Source organism: Sphingomonas sp. MM-1, assembly GCF_000347675.2.
GTDB classification, from domain to species: Bacteria; Pseudomonadota; Alphaproteobacteria; order Sphingomonadales; family Sphingomonadaceae; genus Sphingomonas_E; species Sphingomonas_E fennica.
In genome coordinates, this window is sequence record NC_020561.1 from 687,808 (window position 1) to 706,322 (window position 18,515).

Consider the following 18,515-nt stretch of genomic DNA (forward strand, 5'->3'; position numbering starts at 1 on the left):
GCATGAACGGAAATGATCGACCGGTGGTGATGGTGACGGGCGGGGCCGGCTATATCGGCAGCCACGCCGTGCTGGCGCTCGCGGATGCGGGCTGGCGCGTGGTGGTGCTGGACAATCTCGTCACCGGCTTCCGCTGGGCGGTCGATCCGCGCGCCGCCTTCGTCGAAGGCGCGATCGAGGATATGGCGCTCGTCGGCCGCATCATCGCCGATCATGGCGTGGGCGCGATCCTCCATTTCGCCGGATCGGTGGTGGTGCCGGAATCGGTCGCCGATCCGCTCAAATATTATCGCAACAACACCGCCGCCACGCGATCGCTGCTGGAAAGCGCGGTCGCGGGCGGGGTGCGCCACTTCATCTTCTCCTCCACCGCCGCCACCTACGGCATCCCCGAAAGCATCCCGATCCGGGAGGACGCCCCCAAGGCGCCGATAAATCCCTACGGCGCGTCCAAGCTGATGACGGAACGGATGCTGGCGGACGTCGCCGCCGCGCACCCCATGAACTATGGCGCGCTGCGCTATTTCAACGTGGCGGGCGCCGATCCCGGCGGCCGTTCGGGCCAGTCGACCACGGGCGCCACCCATCTCATCAAGGTCGCGGCCGAAGCCGTCACCGGTCAGCGCGATCATGTCGCGGTGTTCGGCACCGATTATGCCACGCCGGACGGCACCGGCGTGCGCGACTATATCCATGTCAGCGACCTGGCCGACGCCCATGTCCACGCGCTGGAAGCCTTGATCGCCGCGCCCACGGAAAGCTTCACGCTCAATTGCGGCTATGGCCGGGGCTATTCGGTGCTGGAAGTGCTGGATGCCGTGGATCGCGCCACCAACCGCCCGATCGAACGCCGCATGCTGCCCCGCCGGCCGGGCGATCCCGACGCGCTGGTCGCGGACAATGCCGCCATCCTCGCCCGCCTGCCCTGGCGCCCGAAGCGCGACGATCTGGACGTCATCGTGGCCGATGCCCTGCGCTGGCAGCGCCACCTGGCCGATCTGGCGACGGCCTGAAGGCTTCCCCTCAGGTCGAAATCAGCCAGCGATCCGTGCCCTCCAGGCAGAGCGCGGTCAGCCGGCCCGTCCAGTAGGCGCCGGTATCGATGCCGATGCGGTTGCGGCGTTCCTGCACCTGCTCGGTCGCGCTATGGCCGTGGATCACGAAATGGCCGTGGTCGGCCTTGCTGTCGAGGAACTCGTCGCGGATCCATAGCAGGTCGCGCGGGTCCTGGTCCGCGATCGGGACGCCGGGGCGCACACCCGCATGCACGAACAGATAGTCGCCGACGATCTTGTAGTGCGGCAGCGCCTCCAGCCAGGCGATCGCATCGTCGGGCACGATATCCCGCGCCGCGGCGGCAATCGCCTCCACGTCGCCCGCATCGAGCACCGCCGGCGGCACGTCCCAGCTTTCCAGCGTCTCGCCGCCGCCATTGCCCAGCCACAGGGCCATGGCCTCATCGCCCCCGCGCAGTGCGTCCACGGCCATCGCCTCGTGATTGCCCATCAGCACCGTCACGCCCGAATCGGCGTCGAAGGCGCGCAGCAGCTCGACCAGCGCGGCGCTGTCCGGCCCGCGATCGATGAAATCGCCCAGGATCACCACCTCGGTCGCGCCGCCGCCGCGCATCGCCAGATCCTCGTCGATCCGCTCCAGCAGGTGGCCGAACATGTCGAGGCAGCCATGGATATCGCCGATCGCGCAGACCCGCTGCCCGGCGGGAAGGGCCGTCGGAACGGCACTCCGCCGTTTCCATGGCAACAGGCTGCTGGCTCGGGAAAGCATGTCCAAAAGGCGTCCCCCGCGATGCGGTGCCAGGCAGGCCTAGCAGAAACATGGTTAACCGCGAAGCCCGCCGCGAATGTTAACCAAATCGTTAACCATTTCCGCCAACCAGGGAACAATCATTTCCATCGCATGCTTTTGCCATCAGTTGTTCGGGACAGGAGCCATGGGCGGAATCGCCGGCGAAATACGGAAGATGTGGCGCGCGGGCGCGATTGCCGCGCTTGCCCTGTCCAGCCCGCTCCTGCAGGGCGGCACCGATTTCGCCTCCAATCTCGATTCCCGCCTGCTCGCCGCCCATAATCGCGAACGCGCCTCGCTGGGCATCCAGCCGCTCACGTGGAATGAAGGGCTGGCGCGGGATGCGGCGGCGTGGGGCCGCTATCTGTCGCGCCTCGGCTACCTCAAGCACTCGCCCGACAATCCGAGCGATCCCGATCCGCAGGGGGAAAATCTGTGGGCGGGAACGCGCGGCTATTACACGCCGGAGAACATGGTCGGGCTGTGGGTGTCGGAAAAGCGCTTCTTCAAGGCGGGCATCTTCCCCGACAACAGCCGCACCGCGCGGCTGGAGGATATCGCCCATTACACCCAGGTGATGTGGCGCAGCTCCACCGATGTCGGCTGCGCGGTGGTGCGCGGCCGATACGATGATTTCCTGGTCTGCCGCTATAGCGAGGGCGGCAACGTGCTAGGCGAACGGCCGTTCTGATTCGGGCGCGATCGGCGCGAAACGGACGCTGAGGTCCACCTTCGCCGAAGCCTGCTTATCCCAGCGCTGCCGGCGGCTGAAGCGGATCGCCCCGCCGATCAGGCCGAAGCCCAGGATCATCTGGACCCAGATATTGGCATCGGGCAGCAGCGGCGTTTCCGGATCGGTGCCGGGGCCCGGACCGGGGCCTTCCGGCGTCGTCGGGCCGCCCGGGAAGATGCCCCCGCCCGGCCGCACCGGCGGCGGCAGGATCGAACGCGGCGGATTGAAGGTCTTCGGATCGAAGGACGCGAGGCTGATCGGCGTTTCCACGTCGGCCTGCGGAATCGGCAGATCGAGCGACGAGAGCACCACCGGCACCGCCGTGGGGCACGGCGCGATCGCAGCCGGGCTTGCCGCCGCCATTTCCGCCGCGGGCTGGCGCACGCGGGTCTTCGGCAGGGCATATTGCCGGGGCGCGGTAGCCTTGTGCACCGCGTTGCGCACCTGCGGAACGGATAAGGTTAGCGCCGCCGAACCGACGACGGGACATACACAGGCCGCCATGAGCTTGGCGGCCTTCGACGCGACCATGGATTGCAGCACTTTACGAACCCTCCCCGCGCACCCACCCGTACGCTTAAGGGTTCGTTAGGGCAATTTTGGCTAAAACCCAAGACGCGGCGAGAGATTAACCACGAATCAGGGCGTGATAACGCTCCCTCGTAACAAATGGAAACATAGGAGCAGCCGTTCCAGCCGCAAATGTCCCGAATATGGACATAAACTAAAGATTTCTGCGCAACCCGCGATCCCAACAATCGAATCGCTGTCGGATTTATTTACAAAATTTAACACAAGCCTGCGAATCGGCATCTTTGTCGGTCGATTCCGCGATCCCGTCGATTGCCGTCTGGACGGACAGCAGCTTTTGTTGGATATCGGAGCCCGGAGGATTTCCGCCTGAACGCTCACGCCGACATAGCCGAGACCAGCAAGAAGCCGGCGCCAGGAGCACCCTCGTTCGGGGCATGGCTCGCTGCGCACGTCCGCAAGGATTGGCCGCTGTGGCTGGGCATGGCCGCCATCGCCCTGCCGACGATGGCGTCGGTCGCGCGCGACAGCTGGTCGACCGAACAGGGCGCCCATGGCCCCATCGTGCTCGCCACCGGCCTGTGGCTGATCCTGCGCCAGTGGCGCGCCGCCTGCGCCATCGCGCGGCCGGGCTCGCCCTGGCTGGGCGTGGCGATGCTGCTGCCCACGCTGCTGCTCTACATCTTCGCGCGCATCACCAACATCGTCGAGATCGAGGGCTTCGCCATGTATGGCGCGCTGCTCTCCATCCTCTACATGTCGGCCGGCGGCGCGGTGATGCGGCTGCTCTGGTTCCCGCTGCTCTACATGCTGTTCGTGTTCCCGCCGCCCGATACCGTGGTGGCGATGGTCACGCAGCCCCTGAAGATCTGGATATCGCGGGCGGCGATCGAGCTGCTCTACTTCCTCGGCTATCCGATCGCGGGCTCGGGCGTTACGATCCAGATCGGCCAGTATCAGCTTCTCGTCGCCGCCGCCTGCGCGGGTCTCAACTCGCTCATCAGCCTGTCCGCGATCGGGCTGTTCTACATCTACATCCGCCACAATGCGAACTGGCGCTATGCGGCGCTGCTGATGCTGGCGATCGTGCCCGTGGCGATCCTCGCCAATTTCGTGCGCGTGCTGATCCTGGTGCTGATCACCTATCATTTCGGGGAAGCGATGGCACAGGGCTTCGTCCATAATTTCGCGGGCGTCACGATGTTCGCCATATCGGTGCTGGGCATCTTCGCGGTGGACGCGCTGGCCTCGCCGCTCCGCCGCCGCCTCGCCATCGCGGGATCGAACGAGCAATGACGACGATGCGCGACACCGATGACGAGCGCGCGGCCCCCGGCTCGGGCCTTTCCCGGCGCAACCTGCTGCTCGGCGGGGTGATGCTGGGCACGGCGGCGCTATGCTATGCCCGCCAGCCGAAGCCCGTCCCGTCGCTGCTGGGCAAGACCAAGCTCGACAGCCTGATCCCCAACCGCATCGGCCGCTGGACCTACGAGACCAGCTCGGGCCTCGTATTGCCGCCGCGCGACCAGCTGAGCGAGCGCATCTACGACCAGCTCGTCACCCGCGTCTATACGGCGCCGGACGGCACCGGCGTGATGCTGCTCGTCGCCTATAGCGGGCGGCAGGACGGCATGATCCAGGTCCACCGGCCGGAGGTCTGCTATCCGGCCAGCGGCTATGCGCTGACCGAATCGGTGGAGCACCCCGTCCGGGTCGGCCCACAATTCACCCTGCCCACGCGCTTCATCGTGGCGGAAGGGCGCTCGCGCATCGAACAGCTCATCTACTGGACGCGCGTCGGACCCAGCTTCCCCACGGGCTGGCTGGGGCAGCGCCGCGCCGTGATCGACGAGAATCTCCAGGGCCGGATTCCCGACGGCGTGCTCGTCCGCATATCGACGATCGCGCAGGACAGTTCCGCCGCGCTCACGATGCTGGACGACTTCACCAATCAGCTGCTTCCCGTCCTGCCCGCCAAGGCCCGCCAGGCCCTTATCGGACGGACGTGAAGCCCCACGCCCACCCGGCGCGCGTGGGGCGGCCGCCGGGCGGGATATAGCGGGGACGACCCGCCTCTCTCCCGCCCCGGATGGAGGTTCAGGGCTTGGGCCAGAAGTTGAAGGGGCGCAGCACGAACAGGATGTAACCCAGGGTCGCGGCAATCACGGCGACGGCGGCCAGCTGGTAGCCCTCGTTGCCAAGATAATTGGCTACCGCGCAGCCCACCGACGGGCCTAGATATTGCCATATCGAATCCCGCGGCGGTTCATCTCCGGTCGATCGCTGCATGAACAGAACAATCAGGCCGGCGAATATAGCTACCGTGATCCAGTCGAAGACAGTTTCCAAAAAGCTTCCCCTTTTGTTGATGGAATGCCTGTATAGATCGAAGCAGTCCAGCCCCAATCGGCCCGGCTCCGCTATTTGCGGGAAGGAACGATATGGCGGTCTGGTGGCGCATGGGAGAATGATGTGAAGACCAAATCGATGATCCTCGCAAGTGCGGCGGCAATGATGATGCTGACGCTCAGCGCCTGCGAAAAGAAAGCGGAAGGCCAGGTCGTCGCTGTCGTCAATGGCGAGGAAGTGTCTCTGCAGGAATTGAACGCGGAACTTGCCGGCCAGAATATTCCCGATTCGGTCGACAAGAAAGTGCTGATGAAGGAAGTCCTCCAGCGCGTCATCGATCGCAAGCTCCTGGTCCAGCGCGCCAAGGAACAGGGGCTGGACAAGGATCCCGAATATCTCACCCAGCGCCGCCGCCTGGATGAAAACCTGCTGGTCGGCCTGCTCGGCAAGAAGGCCGCCGCCAGCGTGAAGATTCCCGATGGCCCGACCATCGACAAGTTCATCGCGGAAAATCCGCAGATGTTCGCGCAGCGCGAACGCTACTCCCTCAACCAGATCCAGTTCGATCTGCCGGCGAACCCCCAGCGCCTTTCCGTCCTCCAGAAGGACAAGACGCTCGATGCCGTCGCGCAGTCGCTCGATTCGCTGGGCATCAAGTATCGCCGCGGCACGGCCGTGCTCGATTCGGCCACGACGCCGCCGGCGGTGATGGCCCAGATCCTGAAGCTGCCGGCCGGCGAGCCCTTCATCATCCCGATGAACGGCAAGGTCTATGCCAGCGTCATCACCGGCCAGCAGGCGACGCCGACGCCGTCCGAAGTCGCCCGTCCCGCCGCGACCGAGGCGATTCGCCGCCGCGACCTCGCCGAAATCAGCACCAAGACGCTGAAGCAGGCGCGTGACGCCGCGAAGATCCAATATCAGCCCGGCTACGAGCCGCCGGCCAAGACGGGCGCCAAGGGCACGGCCGCGCCCGGTGCTCCGGCTGCCGCGCCGGGGGCCGAGGGTGCCGCGGCGCCGGCCCTCCCGGCACCGGAAGCAGCCCCGGCTCCTGCCCCGGCCGCCAACTGATCGCGCCGGGCGCGGTGCGGATGGAGCCCGGCTCCGTCCGCACCGCGCCTTCCCATCCCCTTATCCGGCTCTGCCGGGCGGCCTTCCGTCAGCCCCGCCGCGCGCGCCAGGCGATGCGGAAGATGCGCGGCCCTTCCACCAGATAGCGGCGCCACAGCCGGCGCGGCTCGGAAAGCAGGCGATAGCTCCATTCCAGCCCCGCCCGCTGCATCCAGCGCGGCGCGCGGCGGGCACGGCCCGTCAGGAAATCGATGGACGCGCCGATGCACAGGCCCAGCCCCGTCGCATCGCCGCGCCGGGCGATCTCCAGCGCCAGATATTCCTGCTGCGGGCAGCCGACGGCCAGGAAGACGAAACGCGCCTTCGCGGCCGCCACGAAAGCGGCGGCCTCCGCAAGCGCCGCCTTGTTGGTGCGCAGGCCCATCGGCGGCACATGCTGGACGATCTCGGCGCCGGGCACCAGCGGCGCCACCTGCCCCGCCGTCTCGCCATCGCCGCCGATGATGGCGATGCGATCGCCCGGCCGCACCGTCGCCAGCAGCCGCGCGGTCAGATCGCTGCCGGGCGCCACGGCCAGGCGAATGCCCTCCAGCGCCGCCAGCCGCGCGAGGATGCGGCTGTCGCACGGCCGCGCCAGCGCGTGGGCATAGGCTTCCGCCAGCCGCTCGTCGCGTCCTTCGCCATGGAGGCGGATCAGATGGTCGACATTGGGGGTCACGACATAGGCAAAGGGCGCGTCCGCCGGCCGATCCGCCAGCGCGGAGACCAGTTCCTCCATGCCCCGCCGGTCGAAATCCACGTCCAGATAGCGCTGCACCGCGGCGGGATCAGTAGGCATCCTTGTCCCAGATCACCTTGAACACGGTTTCGAGGATGATGCGGAAATCCAGCGCCAGCGACCAGTTGTCGATATAATAACGGTCATATTCCACGCGCTGGCGCGCCCGCTCGATCGTATCGATCTCGCCGCGCAGGCCACGCACCTGGGCCAGGCCGGTGATCCCCGGCTTCACCCGGTGGCGCGCGGCATATCCCTTCACCGCATCGAAATAATAAGCGTCGCCCACCTTCATGTGGGTGGCGTGCGGCCGCGGCCCGACGATCGACATGTCGCCGCGCAGCACGTTGAAAAGCTGCGGCAGCTCGTCGATGCTCAGCCGGCGGATGATGCGCCCCACCGATGTCACGCGATCGTCGTTGCGCGTGGTGCGGGCCGCGCCCGTCGCATCGCCCCGGTCGACATACATGGACCGGAACTTCAGCACCTCGATCTCGACATTGTTGAAGCCGAAGCGCCGCTGCTTGAACAATATCGGCCCGGGGCTCGTCAGGCGGATCGCCAGCGCCGTCCCGATCAGCAGGGGCGAAAGCAGGGCGATGCCGATCAGCGCCAGCCCCCGGTCCTCGGCCGCCTTCAATATGCCGTGCCAGTCGCGGATCGGCCGCTGCCACAGCGCCAGGATCGGCACGGTGCCGATGAACTTCATCTCATATTGGGTGGTCAGCTCCACCGATTCCCGTGGGATCAGGCAGATATCGATCGCCACCTCGGCCAGGTCGGCCAATATCTCGTCCAGCCGTTCCTGGGTGATCTTGGGGAGCGCGATCAGCACCTGATCCACCTCCCCGCGCCGGGCAAGGTCGACCACGGCATCCAGCCCGCCCAGGAAAGGCACGCGCATCGCCCCCTCGCCCAGCCGCGTCTTGCGGCCGTCCGCCACCCCGACGATGGAGAGATAGGGCAGCCGCTCCACGTCCAGCAGGGTCAGCGCGCGCTGCGATACATCCTCGTCCGCGCCGTAGATCACGATGCGCTGGCCGATATAGCCGGCCCGCACCAGCAATGCGATCGCGCCACGCAGCACGAACGTGCCGAGGTAGAGCAGCATCAGCACGCTGGCGATGTAGGCCAGGATCACCCCGCGCGAGAACATGTCGAGCATGCCGAGCTGCCAGATCGTCGCGACCACCAGGATCGACGCGATCATATAATCCAGCACGCCGCCCTGATGCGCCTCGCCGCCGCGCGCCATCGGGCTGCTATAGGCATCGCGCGAAAGGCGGATCAGGAAGAAGTTCACCGCCGCGATGATCGCCGCCGTGCTGTGGATCGACGCATCGAACAGGTCGCCCACCAGCAGGTCGTAGACGAACAGGCTGATCGGCACCGCCAGCAAAAGGCAGATGAAATCCGTCACCACCGCCATCGATGCGATGACGTTGGAGGTGAAGCGCACCTTCGGCGTCGCGGGAACGTCCCCGCCGCGCGGCACGGCGATCTGGCCAGTCGGCGGCGTCATGCGGCGCGCCTCCGGGCGGGTTCGCCGCCGGCGCTCTCGCGGGCCGGATCGGCGGGCAGCCCCCGCATCACCGCATCGCCGCCCTTCAGCTTCGAAAGCGCGGCGGCGACGGTGCGGATGCAATCGGCATCGTGGGCGCCCGCGCACAGATCCGCCCGGATCTTCCATCCCGGCACCAGATCGGGATTGCGCCCCGTAAAGGTCTCCGCCACCTGCATCGCCTGCGATCTGCGGTTGGACGAGATCAGATAGTTCACATAGGCCGCCAGCACATCGACATTGCCGGGGAAATCCTGCAGCGCGCGTTCGAACGTGCCGGTGGCGAGGCCGTCCTGCTGCCGCAGGCCGTAGATTTCGGCCAGCACGATCGGCGTGCTCGCCAGATCGGGATTGTCGCGCTGGAGCAGCCGGGCATCGGCCAGCGCACCGTCCAGGTCCTTGCCGGCCATGCGGATGCGGGCGCGTAGCAGTAACGCGTGCGAATTGGTCGCGTCGAACGCCAGCACCGCATTCGCCCGCCGCAGCGCATCTTCCCTCTGCCCCATCGCCTCGCGGGTCATGGCATAGATGGCGTGCGCCTCGGCATTCGCCTGCGTTATCTGGTCGTCGGCCGCCAGCGGGCGCAGGATGCGCTCCGCCTCCGCCGCCCGCCCACGGGCCTGGAGATAACGCGCCAGCGCGACCTTCATCGCCGGGGTGCCGTTGGCCGCTATGCGCGCGACGGCCTCGGCGGGCACGGCGTCGCCGCCCGCGTCCAGCCACAGGTCGGCGACGCGCGCCTGCAGCAGGGCATCGGCCGGCTTGGTCTGCTGGACGCGATCGAGGACGGCGAAGGCTTCCGCATTCTTGCCGTTCCGATAAAGCTGCCGGGCATAATCGATCTGGGCATCGACATTGTCCGGTGTCAGCTTCGCCATGCGCGCCAGCACCGCCTCGATATTCGCGCTGTCCCCGGTGCGGCGATAGATTTCCAGCAGCGCGACCAATGTCGGAGCATTGTCACCGTTGCGCGCCGCCAGCTTGTCGAGGATGGCCACCGCCTCCTCATTCTGGTTGCGGACCGAAAGCAGCCGCGCGCGCAGCAACTGCGCGCCCTGATCGTCTGGGGAAAGCGCCTGCACCTGGCCGATGAAGCCATCGGCATCGTCCAGCCGCCCCTGCTTCAGCGCCACCGATGCCTTCACCAGCAAGGCGCGGCCGTTCTGCGCGTTCAGCGCGAGAAGCTGGTCGGCATATTTGTCCGCCGCAACCGTGTCCCCGCCCGCGAAGGCCAGTTCCGCGGCGGCGTGCAGAGCCTCCTGATTGCCATGCTCCAGCTCCAGCGAACGGACATAGGCGGCATAGGCGCCGGCATAGTTGCGCCGCGCCATCTCGATCCGCGCCAGCAGCAGCCAGTAGCTGGCGACATCGTCGCGCAGGGCCAGCGCCTCGCGGATCGTGGTGACGGCGCTCCACGTATCGCCCGCCTGGAAAAGCTGGTCCGCCCGCGCGGCGGCGGCGGCCGCCCTTTCCCCAGGCGATCCGCACCCGCCCAGCGCCAGCGCCAGGGCAAGCGCGCCGGCAAGGCGCCACGTCGTCATAGATCCCGGCGACCGTCCCATGCTGCGCTCAGATGACGGACGCGTATCGCGCGCTGTCCAGGGGCAACATGAGGAAGGTCGCGCGGCCTTCCGGCCGCAGGCTGTCCATCGCAGGTCTGTCGGGCATCCGGCCGGCCTCTTCGCTGTGTTGCAGATGGACGATCTGCCCGTCCGCGCGAAAAATCGGATGATCGATCGAGTTGTTCCGATCAACATCCGCATCTACGCGCGCACTTCCCCAATAACCTAACAAATGCTTCCCTTACAAACGCCCATTCCGTGAATTCATCCCTTCCCGGCCACGCCGGGGCGACAGATGCCCGCGCGGATCGGCCAGCGGCGATCCCGGCGCGCAGGCGCCCGCTTCCGGGATAACGCGCATTGCGGAATGTTTCGTTAATGGAACTTTCAGCGTTACCGTGCATCTTTCGGCCGTCGATCGGAGAAGATGGCGCCGGCCGCGTTGTCGAACCTTCGGCCGGGATAACAAAGCGGATCGATCCGGCTCGTCGCGTCTTGGGGGCTCGCGAACGTGCCGGCCTTTTCTTTTTTATGTGGCGGTGCGAAACCGTCATGCGATATGGGCTTGCTTCACGAAGTCCAGCGGGGATGGGACATCGAGACCATGAAATTGCGCGAAAACATATTGGCCGCCGCCCTTCTTGTCGTTCCGGTGGCCGCGCCCGCCGTCGCCCAGGACAAGCCGGCGGCCGCCCCGCCCGCCCAGCAGCTCAAGGCCTATCGCATCAATCCGGGCGACGAGCTTGAAGTCTATGTCTGGGGCGAGGAGCGGTTGCAGCGCACCATCCGCGTGCTGCCGGACGGCACGTTCAGCTTCCCGCTCGTCGGCCGAATCGACGCGCTCAACAAGCTGCCGACCGATCTGGAGCAGGTGATCTCCAAGGGGCTGGAGGCGCAGTATCGCGGCCAGGTGCCGCAGGTCACGGTCTCCGTGCGCTCGCCCTCCGGCATGCAGGTGTCGGTGATCGGCAAGGTCCGGTCGCCGGGCAGCTTCACGCCGGGCAAATATATCAACGTGCTCGAGGCGATCGGCATTGCCGGCGGGCCGACCGAGTTCGCCGATGTCTCCAACGTCACGATCCTGCGCAAGCAGGGCGACCATCTCGTGCCGATGAAGGTGCGCCTGTCTGGCGCGCTGCGCGGATCGCCCAGCAGCGCCGATCTGGCCGCCGATGGCCTGCCCCAGCTTCAGAGCGGCGATACGGTGATCGTCCCATGAGCCTGAAGGGTTCGCGTCGCCGTCGTCCAGCCGCCATCCACATCGCCGCCGCCGGCCTGGCGGTAACCGCGCCGCTTGCGGCCGCGCGCGCGGAAATCACCGGCAAGGTCGATGTCTCGGCCTCCGCCGGCTATGCCAGCAATCCTTTCCTCAACGATGTCGGGGATAAGGATAGCGGCTTCGTGGAGGGCGCGATCCGCCCCAGCCTGGCGATCACCGGCGCGCGGGGGCGCACCGACATCACGACCTATTACCGCCGCACCGAATATTTCCGCCGCTACAACGATTCCAACGCCTATGGCGGCTCGGTCCGGGCCACCCGCCAGCTGAGCGAGAAGATCGATGCGCGCGCCCTGCTCTCCTTCGACAGCTCGATCGTCGGCGCGGACGATCCGGATGGCGACCTCGTCGATCCGGAACTGCCCGAAAATCCCGATATCGGCCTGATCGGCGCACGCCAGCGCCGCCACATGCTCAACGGATCGGCCGGCCTCACCTACCGGCCCAATGCCCGCGACAGCTGGTCCGCCGATTTCCGCGCCACCAAGAGCGACTATCCGGACAATAGCCGCCTGCCGATCGAGGTCGGGCAGGATTATGTCTCCTATGGCGGCACGCTGGGCTACAGCCACGCCATCTCGGAAACCTCGTCGCTGGGCGCGTCGGTCACCTATACCGAGGTGGATTATGAAGCCGCCGGCCGGGATTCGCGGATCATCAGCCCGCAGCTCACTTATTCGCGGCGCTTCGGCGGCGGCTGGACGCTGGCCGCCGGGGCCGGCGTCTCCTTCACCCAGCGCAAGCTGCTGACCGGGAACGACAACAGCACCGCCTTCACCGGCAATATCGAGGTCTGCCGCGAAGGATCGAGGGGCAATCTCTGCATCGGCGGCTCGCGCAGCACCACGGCCACGGGCTTCGGCGGGGTGCGCAACGAGACCGAGGGCCATCTGACCCACAGCTACAAGCTCAGCGAACGCAGCTCGCTGTCCAGCCGGATATCCTATTCGCGCAACGGCAACGCGGCGCTGCCCACCTCGGGATCGCGCGATTATCTGACTGTATCGACCTTATATTCGCGCAGCCTCAACGAACGCCTCCGGGTCACGGCCTATGTGGGCTATCGCGACATATATCGTTCAACGGTCTCGCCTCCCGCGGATATTTCGGGCAGGCTGGGGCTGGCTTATACGTTGGGTGATCGTCGATGAACGCCAATCTGCCGGGGCAGGACGCGGAAGAGGTTTCGGAAAACCTCCTCGGCCATCTGCCCACCATTCTCTGGCAGCGCCGCTGGTTCGTGCTGGCGCCGCTGCTGGCGGGCACGGTCGCGGGCCTTGCCGCCGCCATCTTCATGCCGGCCACCTATCGCTCCAGCGCGATGCTGCTGGTCGAATCGCAGGAACTGCCGCAGAATCTGGTGGGATCGCCGCTCACCAGCCTGATCGACCAGCGCATCGCCAAGATCCGCCAGCAGATCCTCAGCCGGCCCGACCTGATCGAGCTTATCCAGAACAACAATCTCTATCCCGCCGAACGGCGTTCGCAGCCCTTGTCGGAAATCATCGACAAGATGCGGGCATCGACGTTCATCGCCCCGGTGAACGCGGATATCGAGCGTTCCTCCAACCGGGGCTCCTCGACGATCGCCTTCTCGCTAGCGTTCAACTATTCCGATCCGGTGCGCGCCCAGCTGGTCGCGCAGGATTTCGTCGAACGGCTGCTGAAGCTCGATTCCGCCGGCTCCGCCGCCGCCGCCGCCGGCACCGTCACCTTCCTTCAGGATCAGGCGGCCAGCATCCAGGGGCAGCTCCAGGGCCTCGAAAAGCAGATCGAGGAAATCAAGGCCCGCAACGGCATGGCGCTCTCCAACGCCGGCGGGCCGGTGATGAGCAGCGGGTCCTACGATACGCAGATCGCCCAGCTCCAGCGCGAGAACGCCCAGTTGCAGGCGCAGGCGCGCACGCAGGCTTCGGTCGATTTCGATCCGGCGGTGGTCGCCGCCACCCAGCAGCTGGATAACGCCAAAGCGGTCTATTCGGATAACCATCCCGACGTGAAGCTTGCCGAGCAACGCCTGCGCGAGGCGCGCCAGGCGGCGACCGCGCGGGTGGCGACGAACATGCGCGGCTCCTCGGTCGGCGCGCAGATCGCCGCCAACAACGCCACCATCGCGCAGCTCCAGGCCGCGCGCGGGGCCGAACAGTCCCGCTCCAGCGCCGCGATCGCCGCCCAGTCAGCGGCCCCGCTGGTGATGGAGCAGATCGCCCAGCTCCAGGCCCGGGCCGACGGCCTGCGCGCCAATTATGATCGCGTCTCGGCCAACCTCATGGCCGCCCAGGCATCGGCCAAGATGGAAAGCGAGCAGCGCGGCGAGCGGCTGACGGTGATCGATCCGCCCGTGGTGCCGGACAAGCCCAGCTCCCCCAACCGGCCGATGCTGATCCTCGGCGGAATCGCCGGGGGCGCCGCGCTGGGGCTGGTGCTGGCGATGCTGTGGGAATTGCTGCTGAGGCCGATCCGTGGCGTCGCCGCGCTCCAGAACCTGCTGGGCGTGGCGCCGCTTGTCGTCGTGCCCACCTTCCGCGACAGCGAGCCTAGATGGCATCGCTATCTGTTCTGGCGTCGCAAGAAGCCGGCCAAGACGGCATGATGCCGCCCTTTCGGATGCGGATGCTCAATCGAAGGAAGTGCAGTCTTGAGTGTTGAAAGCATCGAAGGCCAGGCCAGCCAGTTGCTTCCGTCGGTGATCCCGCCGCCGGGCACGGCGACGGTGGAAACGCCGATCGAAGGGCTGCTGGACAAGCATATCTACGGCTTCAACAGCCGGGATCAGCGCTCCCGCCCGTTCAACCTGCTGCGTTCGCAGGTGCTGAAGCTGGCGCGCAGCCGCAACTGGCGGGTGATCGGCATCACATCGGCCACCCCGCGCGTGGGCAAATCGTTCATCGCCTGCAATCTGGCGGCCGCGATGGCCCGCACGCCGGAGATGCATACCTATCTGTTCGATTTCGACCTTCGCCGTTCCTCGCTGGCCGAATATTTCGGGCTGGAAGGCGAAGTGGGCGTGACCGACTATCTCGACGGCCGCATCCCGGATCTCACCTCGGTCGCGCGCGATGTCGCGGGCGAACGGCTCAGCCTGTTCCCCAGCTTCGAAAACCAGCATCATTCGGCCGAGCTTCTTGCCGGCGCGCCGATGGACCGGCTGATCGAGGACATGCGCCGCCTGCCGGACAACAGCATGTGCCTGTGCGATCTGCCGCCCGTCTTCGCCAATGACGATGCGGTCATCATCGCGCAGAAGATCGATGCCTACATCCTCGTGGTCGAGGAAGGGGTGACAACCCGCAAGCAGGTGCGCGACACCTTCGCCCTGCTTTCGCCCGCGCCGTGCCTGGGCACGGTGCTCAATCGCTACCAGGGGGGCCTGATGGGCGACGATTATGGCTATGGCTACGGCCAGAGCCAGAAGTACGCCGAATATTACAGCTAGGAACATCATGGCGGAAACCGGCCGGCGCGGCATCATCCTCGCAGGAGGATCGGGCACCAGGCTGCACCCGCTGACCCATTCGGTCAGCAAGCAGCTGATGCCCGTCTATGACAAGCCGATGATCTATTATCCGCTGACGGTGCTGATGCTCGCCGGCATCCGCGAGATATTGGTCATCACCGCGCCCGATCAGGCGGCGGGCTTCCGCAACCTGCTGGGCGATGGCGGCCAATGGGGCCTCGCCATCCGATATGCCGTCCAGCCGAAGCCGGAAGGGCTGGCCCAGGCCTATCATATCGGCGCGGATTTCGTGGGGGATGCGCCATCGGCCCTCGTGCTGGGTGATAACCTGTTCTACGGCCACGGCTTTCCCGAACTGCTCCGCGCGGCGGACGCGCGGACGGAAGGCGCCACCGTCTTTTCCACCAGCGTCAGCGATCCCACGGCCTATGGCGTGGTTTCCTTCGATGCCACGGGCCGGGCGGAAACGATCGAGGAAAAGCCGGTCCAGCCCAGGTCGAACCAGGCGGTCACGGGCCTTTATTTCTACGATGCCGATGCGCCCGCGCTGGCCGCGACGCTCCGCCCCTCCGCCCGTGGCGAGCTGGAGATCACCGATCTCAACCGCCTCTATCTTGAAGCCGGCAAGCTCCACGTCACCCAATTGGGCCGTGGCTTCGCCTGGCTCGATACCGGCACCCACGGCGCACTGCTCGATGCCGCCAATTATGTGCGGATCGTCGAGGAACGGCAGGGCCTCAAGATCAGCTGTCCCGAGGAAATCGCCTGGCGCCAGGGCTTCATCGACGACGATGCCCTCCGCGCCATCGCCCGCCCCCTCGAAAAGAGCGGCTACGGCCGCTACCTGCTCCGCCTGCTGGAGGAAGGTGCCTGATGATCGTCACCGATCTCGATCTGCCGGGGCTCAAGCTGTTCGATCTCGATCGCTTCGGCGACGATCGCGGTTTCTTCCTGGAAAGCTGGAACCAGCGCCGGTTCGCCGATGCCGGCTTCAGCGAAAGCTTCGTGCAGGACAATCACAGCCGCTCGGCCGCGGGCGTGCTGCGCGGCCTGCATTATCAGCTCAAGAATCCGCAGGGCAAGCTGGTCCGCGTCACGCGCGGCCGGGCTTATGACGTGGTGGTCGATCTGCGCCGATCCTCCCCCACCTTCGGCCGCTGGCAGGCGGTGCCGCTGTCGGAGGACGAGCCCCGCTTGTTCTGGATACCGCCCGGCTTCGCCCACGGCTTCCTCGCGCTCGAGGACAGGACGGAGTTCCAGTATAAGGTCACGACCTTCTACGATCCGGCCGACGAGCATAGCCTGCTGTGGAACGATCCGGCGATCGGCATCGCCTGGCCGCTGGAGATGGAACCCGCCCTTTCCGCCAAGGATGCCGCCGGCCTGCCGCTGGCGGACGCCCCCACCTACGCATGAGGGTGCTGGTCACAGGCGCCGCCGGCCAGCTCGGCCGCGCGCTGCTGGCGTCCGCCCCGCCCCGCGTGGAGGCGATCGGGCTGGATCGGGCGGCGCTCGATATCGGCGATGAAGCCGCCGTCGAGGATGCCGTGCATCGCCTCCGCCCGGCGCTGATCGTCAACGCCGCCGCCTATACCGCCGTGGACAAGGCGGAAACGGAACGGGATGCCGCCCGCCGCATCAACGCCGATGGCCCCGGCTATCTCGCCCGCGCGGCGGGTTCGGTCGGCGCGCGGCTGGCCCATGTCTCCACCGATTTCGTGTTCGACGGCACCGCCTCCCGCCCCTATCGCCCGGCGGATTCCACCGCGCCGCTTTCCGTATATGGCGCCACCAAGCTGGCCGGCGAAGCGGCAGCGCTGGCCGAACATGCCGATGTGCTGGTGGTCCGCACCGCCTGGGTCTATGCCGCGCATGGCCGCAACTTCCTGGAAACCATGCTGCGGCTGATGGCCGAGCGGGACGAGCTTGCCGTCGTTGCCGACCAGGTCGGCACCCCCACCCACGCCGCCTCGCTGGCGCATGCCCTGTGGGCGCTCGCCATGGCGGACGCGCGCGGCGTCCTCCACTGGACGGACGCCGGCGTCGCAAGCTGGTATGATTTCGCCGTCGCCATCCGGGAAGAGGCGATCGCCGCCGGCCTTCCCATCCGCGCCGCCGCCGTCCGGCCCATCGCCACCGCCGATTATCCCACCCCCGCGGCCCGCCCCGCTTTCTCGCTACTCGACAAGAGCGCGGCCTGGGGCATCACCGGCATCGCGCGCCACTGGCGCGAGGAACTGCGCGCCGCGATGGCCGCCCGAAGGAACTGAAATGGCCAACCTGCTCATCACCGGCGGCGCCGGTTTCATCGGCGCGAACTTCGTCCGCCACTGGCGCGCCAGCCGGCCGAATGACGGCATCGTCGTGCTCGACGCGCTCACTTATGCCGGCAACCGCCCCAGCCTGGACGGCGTGGAGGATATCGTCTTCGTCGAAGGCGATATTCGCGACGAGGCGCTGGTGAACCGGCTGATGGCCGATCATGCGATCGATCGCATCGTCCATTTCGCGGCCGAAAGCCATGTCGATCGATCGCTTTCGGGGCCGGCCGCCTTCGTCGACACCAATGTCCGTGGCACGCTGGTGCTGCTGGAGGCCGCCCGCGCAGCCTGGCTGGACAAGGGCAGCGGCACCCCCCACCGCTTCCACCATATCTCCACCGACGAGGTGTTCGGCACGCTGGGGCCGCAGGACCCGCCCTTCCGTGAAACCACGGCCTATGCGCCCAATTCGCCCTATTCCGCCAGCAAGGCGGCGTCGGACCACCTCGTCCGCGCTTATCATCACAGCTTCGGGCTGGATGTCGTCACCACCAACTGCTCGAACAATTACGGCCCCTACCAGTTTCCCGAAAAGCTGATCCCGCTGTTCATCCTGAATGCGCTCAGCGGCCGCAACCTGCCGATCTACGGCGATGGCATGCAGGTGCGCGACTGGCTTTATGTCGGCGATCATGTGCGCGGGATCGAGCTGGCGCTGGAACGCGGGCGCGCGGGCGAAACCTATTGCATCGGCGGCGGGCAGGAACTGGCGAACCTGCAGGTGATCGATACGCTGTGCGCGGCGGTGGACGCCGCCTTCGCCGCCGATCCCGATCTCGCCCGCCGCTTCCCCGATGCGCCGCCCGCGAAGGACCGGCCGACCGCCACGCTCAAGACCCACGTCACCGACCGGCCCGGCCATGACCGCCGCTACGCCATCGACGAGGGCAAGGCCCGGCGCGAGCTGGGCTATGCCGCCGCCCACGGCTTTGCGGAGCATTTCCAGGCGACGCTGCAATGGTATCTCGCCAATGAAGGCTGGTGGCGCGCGATCCAGGGCCGTGCCGCGCGCGTGCGGGATTGATCCGGACCCGAATCGAATCGCTTTCCCCCGTAACGATTTTACA

20 protein-coding genes are annotated in these 18,515 nt (G+C 66.8%); 13 read left to right on the top strand and 7 right to left on the bottom strand.

Translation table 11 applies throughout. From position 1 onward, the window contains the following. Positions 1-2 precede the first annotated feature (2 nt). Entirely contained in the window at positions 3-1,013 is a 1,011-nt protein-coding gene (gene galE / locus G432_RS03310; RefSeq protein WP_015457398.1) for a UDP-glucose 4-epimerase GalE, read from the top strand. 10 nt (positions 1,014-1,023) lie between these two features. Here galE and G432_RS03315 read toward each other — a convergent pair whose 3' ends face one another. Beyond that, positions 1,024-1,785 (bottom strand): metallophosphoesterase family protein, encoded by a 762-nt coding sequence (locus G432_RS03315; protein ID WP_041864773.1) that lies wholly within the window; start codon positions 1,783-1,785, stop codon positions 1,024-1,026. A gap of 166 nt (positions 1,786-1,951) precedes the next feature. Between G432_RS03315 and G432_RS03320 the strand changes: the two genes are divergently transcribed. Next, positions 1,952-2,497 carry a CAP domain-containing protein gene (locus G432_RS03320; protein ID WP_015457400.1) on the top strand — a complete coding sequence of 182 codons (546 nt, stop codon included), beginning with the start codon at positions 1,952-1,954 and terminating at the stop codon, positions 2,495-2,497. On the opposite strand, the gene G432_RS03325 is transcribed toward G432_RS03320, so the two are convergent. Beyond that, positions 2,477-3,082 (bottom strand): hypothetical protein, encoded by a 606-nt coding sequence (locus tag G432_RS03325; protein WP_236626843.1) that lies wholly within the window; start codon positions 3,080-3,082, stop codon positions 2,477-2,479. The genes G432_RS03320 and G432_RS03325 overlap by 21 nt on opposite strands. A 471-nt stretch (positions 3,083-3,553) precedes the next feature. Between G432_RS03325 and xrtV the strand changes: the two genes are divergently transcribed. Both xrtV and epsI read left to right on the top strand, forming a co-directional pair. Continuing rightward, positions 3,554-4,366: an exosortase V gene (xrtV, locus tag G432_RS03330; RefSeq protein WP_015457402.1), complete on the top strand. Its 813-nt coding sequence runs from the start codon at positions 3,554-3,556 to the stop codon at positions 4,364-4,366. Then, positions 4,363-5,079 carry an exosortase-associated protein EpsI, V-type gene (gene epsI, locus G432_RS03335; protein ID WP_015457403.1) on the top strand — a complete coding sequence of 239 codons (717 nt, stop codon included), beginning with the start codon at positions 4,363-4,365 and terminating at the stop codon, positions 5,077-5,079. The genes xrtV and epsI overlap by 4 nt, the downstream gene beginning before the upstream one ends. A gap of 88 nt (positions 5,080-5,167) precedes the next feature. On the opposite strand, the gene G432_RS03340 is transcribed toward epsI, so the two are convergent. After that, positions 5,168-5,419 carry an XrtV sorting system accessory protein gene (locus G432_RS03340; RefSeq protein ID WP_015457404.1) on the bottom strand — a complete coding sequence of 84 codons (252 nt, stop codon included), beginning with the start codon at positions 5,417-5,419 and terminating at the stop codon, positions 5,168-5,170. A gap of 123 nt (positions 5,420-5,542) precedes the next feature. On the opposite strand from G432_RS03340, the gene G432_RS03345 reads away from it, so the two are divergent. Next, complete coding sequence (locus G432_RS03345; RefSeq protein WP_015457405.1) at positions 5,543-6,490, top strand: EpsD family peptidyl-prolyl cis-trans isomerase; 948 nt, start codon at positions 5,543-5,545, stop codon at positions 6,488-6,490. Between the two features lie 88 nt (positions 6,491-6,578). Here G432_RS03345 and G432_RS03350 read toward each other — a convergent pair whose 3' ends face one another. The 4 genes from G432_RS03350 to G432_RS23615 are packed head-to-tail and all read right to left on the bottom strand — an operon-like array spanning position 6,579 to position 10,623. Then, on the bottom strand, positions 6,579-7,328 hold the full coding sequence (locus G432_RS03350; protein WP_041864774.1) for a WecB/TagA/CpsF family glycosyltransferase: 750 nt from the start codon (positions 7,326-7,328) through the stop codon (positions 6,579-6,581). Next, positions 7,318-8,790 (bottom strand): undecaprenyl-phosphate glucose phosphotransferase, encoded by a 1,473-nt coding sequence (locus tag G432_RS03355; protein ID WP_015457407.1) that lies wholly within the window; start codon positions 8,788-8,790, stop codon positions 7,318-7,320. The genes G432_RS03350 and G432_RS03355 overlap by 11 nt, the downstream gene beginning before the upstream one ends. Continuing rightward, on the bottom strand, positions 8,787-10,370 hold the full coding sequence (locus tag G432_RS03360) for a tetratricopeptide repeat protein (RefSeq protein WP_015457408.1): 1,584 nt from the start codon (positions 10,368-10,370) through the stop codon (positions 8,787-8,789). The genes G432_RS03355 and G432_RS03360 overlap by 4 nt, the downstream gene beginning before the upstream one ends. 28 nt (positions 10,371-10,398) lie before the next feature. After that, entirely contained in the window at positions 10,399-10,623 is a 225-nt protein-coding gene (locus G432_RS23615) for a hypothetical protein (RefSeq protein WP_015457409.1), read from the bottom strand. Between the two features lie 372 nt (positions 10,624-10,995). On the opposite strand from G432_RS23615, the gene G432_RS03370 reads away from it, so the two are divergent. Genes G432_RS03370 through rfbB form a run of 8 tightly spaced genes read left to right on the top strand, consistent with a single transcriptional unit; the run spans position 10,996 to position 18,472 of the window. Further along, complete coding sequence (locus G432_RS03370; protein ID WP_051128791.1) at positions 10,996-11,610, top strand: polysaccharide biosynthesis/export family protein; 615 nt, start codon at positions 10,996-10,998, stop codon at positions 11,608-11,610. Then, the gene (locus G432_RS03375) at positions 11,607-12,821 is read left to right on the top strand and encodes a hypothetical protein (RefSeq protein WP_015457411.1); all 1,215 of its coding nucleotides are present in this window, start codon (positions 11,607-11,609) and stop codon (positions 12,819-12,821) included. Before G432_RS03370 ends, G432_RS03375 begins: the two co-directional genes overlap by 4 nt. Then, complete coding sequence (locus G432_RS03380; protein ID WP_015457412.1) at positions 12,818-14,263, top strand: GumC family protein; 1,446 nt, start codon at positions 12,818-12,820, stop codon at positions 14,261-14,263. Before G432_RS03375 ends, G432_RS03380 begins: the two co-directional genes overlap by 4 nt. A 45-nt stretch (positions 14,264-14,308) precedes the next feature. Beyond that, positions 14,309-15,106 (top strand): CpsD/CapB family tyrosine-protein kinase, encoded by a 798-nt coding sequence (locus G432_RS03385; RefSeq protein WP_015457413.1) that lies wholly within the window; start codon positions 14,309-14,311, stop codon positions 15,104-15,106. Positions 15,107-15,113: 7 nt separating this feature from the next. Next, a complete protein-coding gene (rfbA, locus tag G432_RS03390; RefSeq protein ID WP_015457414.1) occupies positions 15,114-16,001 on the top strand; it encodes a glucose-1-phosphate thymidylyltransferase RfbA in 888 nt (295 codons plus the stop codon). Next, positions 16,001-16,543, top strand: coding sequence for a dTDP-4-dehydrorhamnose 3,5-epimerase (gene rfbC, locus G432_RS03395; RefSeq protein WP_015457415.1), 543 nt, complete (start codon positions 16,001-16,003; stop codon positions 16,541-16,543). The genes rfbA and rfbC overlap by 1 nt, the downstream gene beginning before the upstream one ends. Continuing rightward, positions 16,540-17,397 (top strand): dTDP-4-dehydrorhamnose reductase, encoded by an 858-nt coding sequence (gene rfbD / locus G432_RS03400; RefSeq protein WP_015457416.1) that lies wholly within the window; start codon positions 16,540-16,542, stop codon positions 17,395-17,397. The genes rfbC and rfbD overlap by 4 nt, the downstream gene beginning before the upstream one ends. Before the next feature lies 1 nt (position 17,398). Then, entirely contained in the window at positions 17,399-18,472 is a 1,074-nt protein-coding gene (gene rfbB, locus G432_RS03405; protein ID WP_015457417.1) for a dTDP-glucose 4,6-dehydratase, read from the top strand. Positions 18,473-18,515 lie beyond the last annotated feature (43 nt).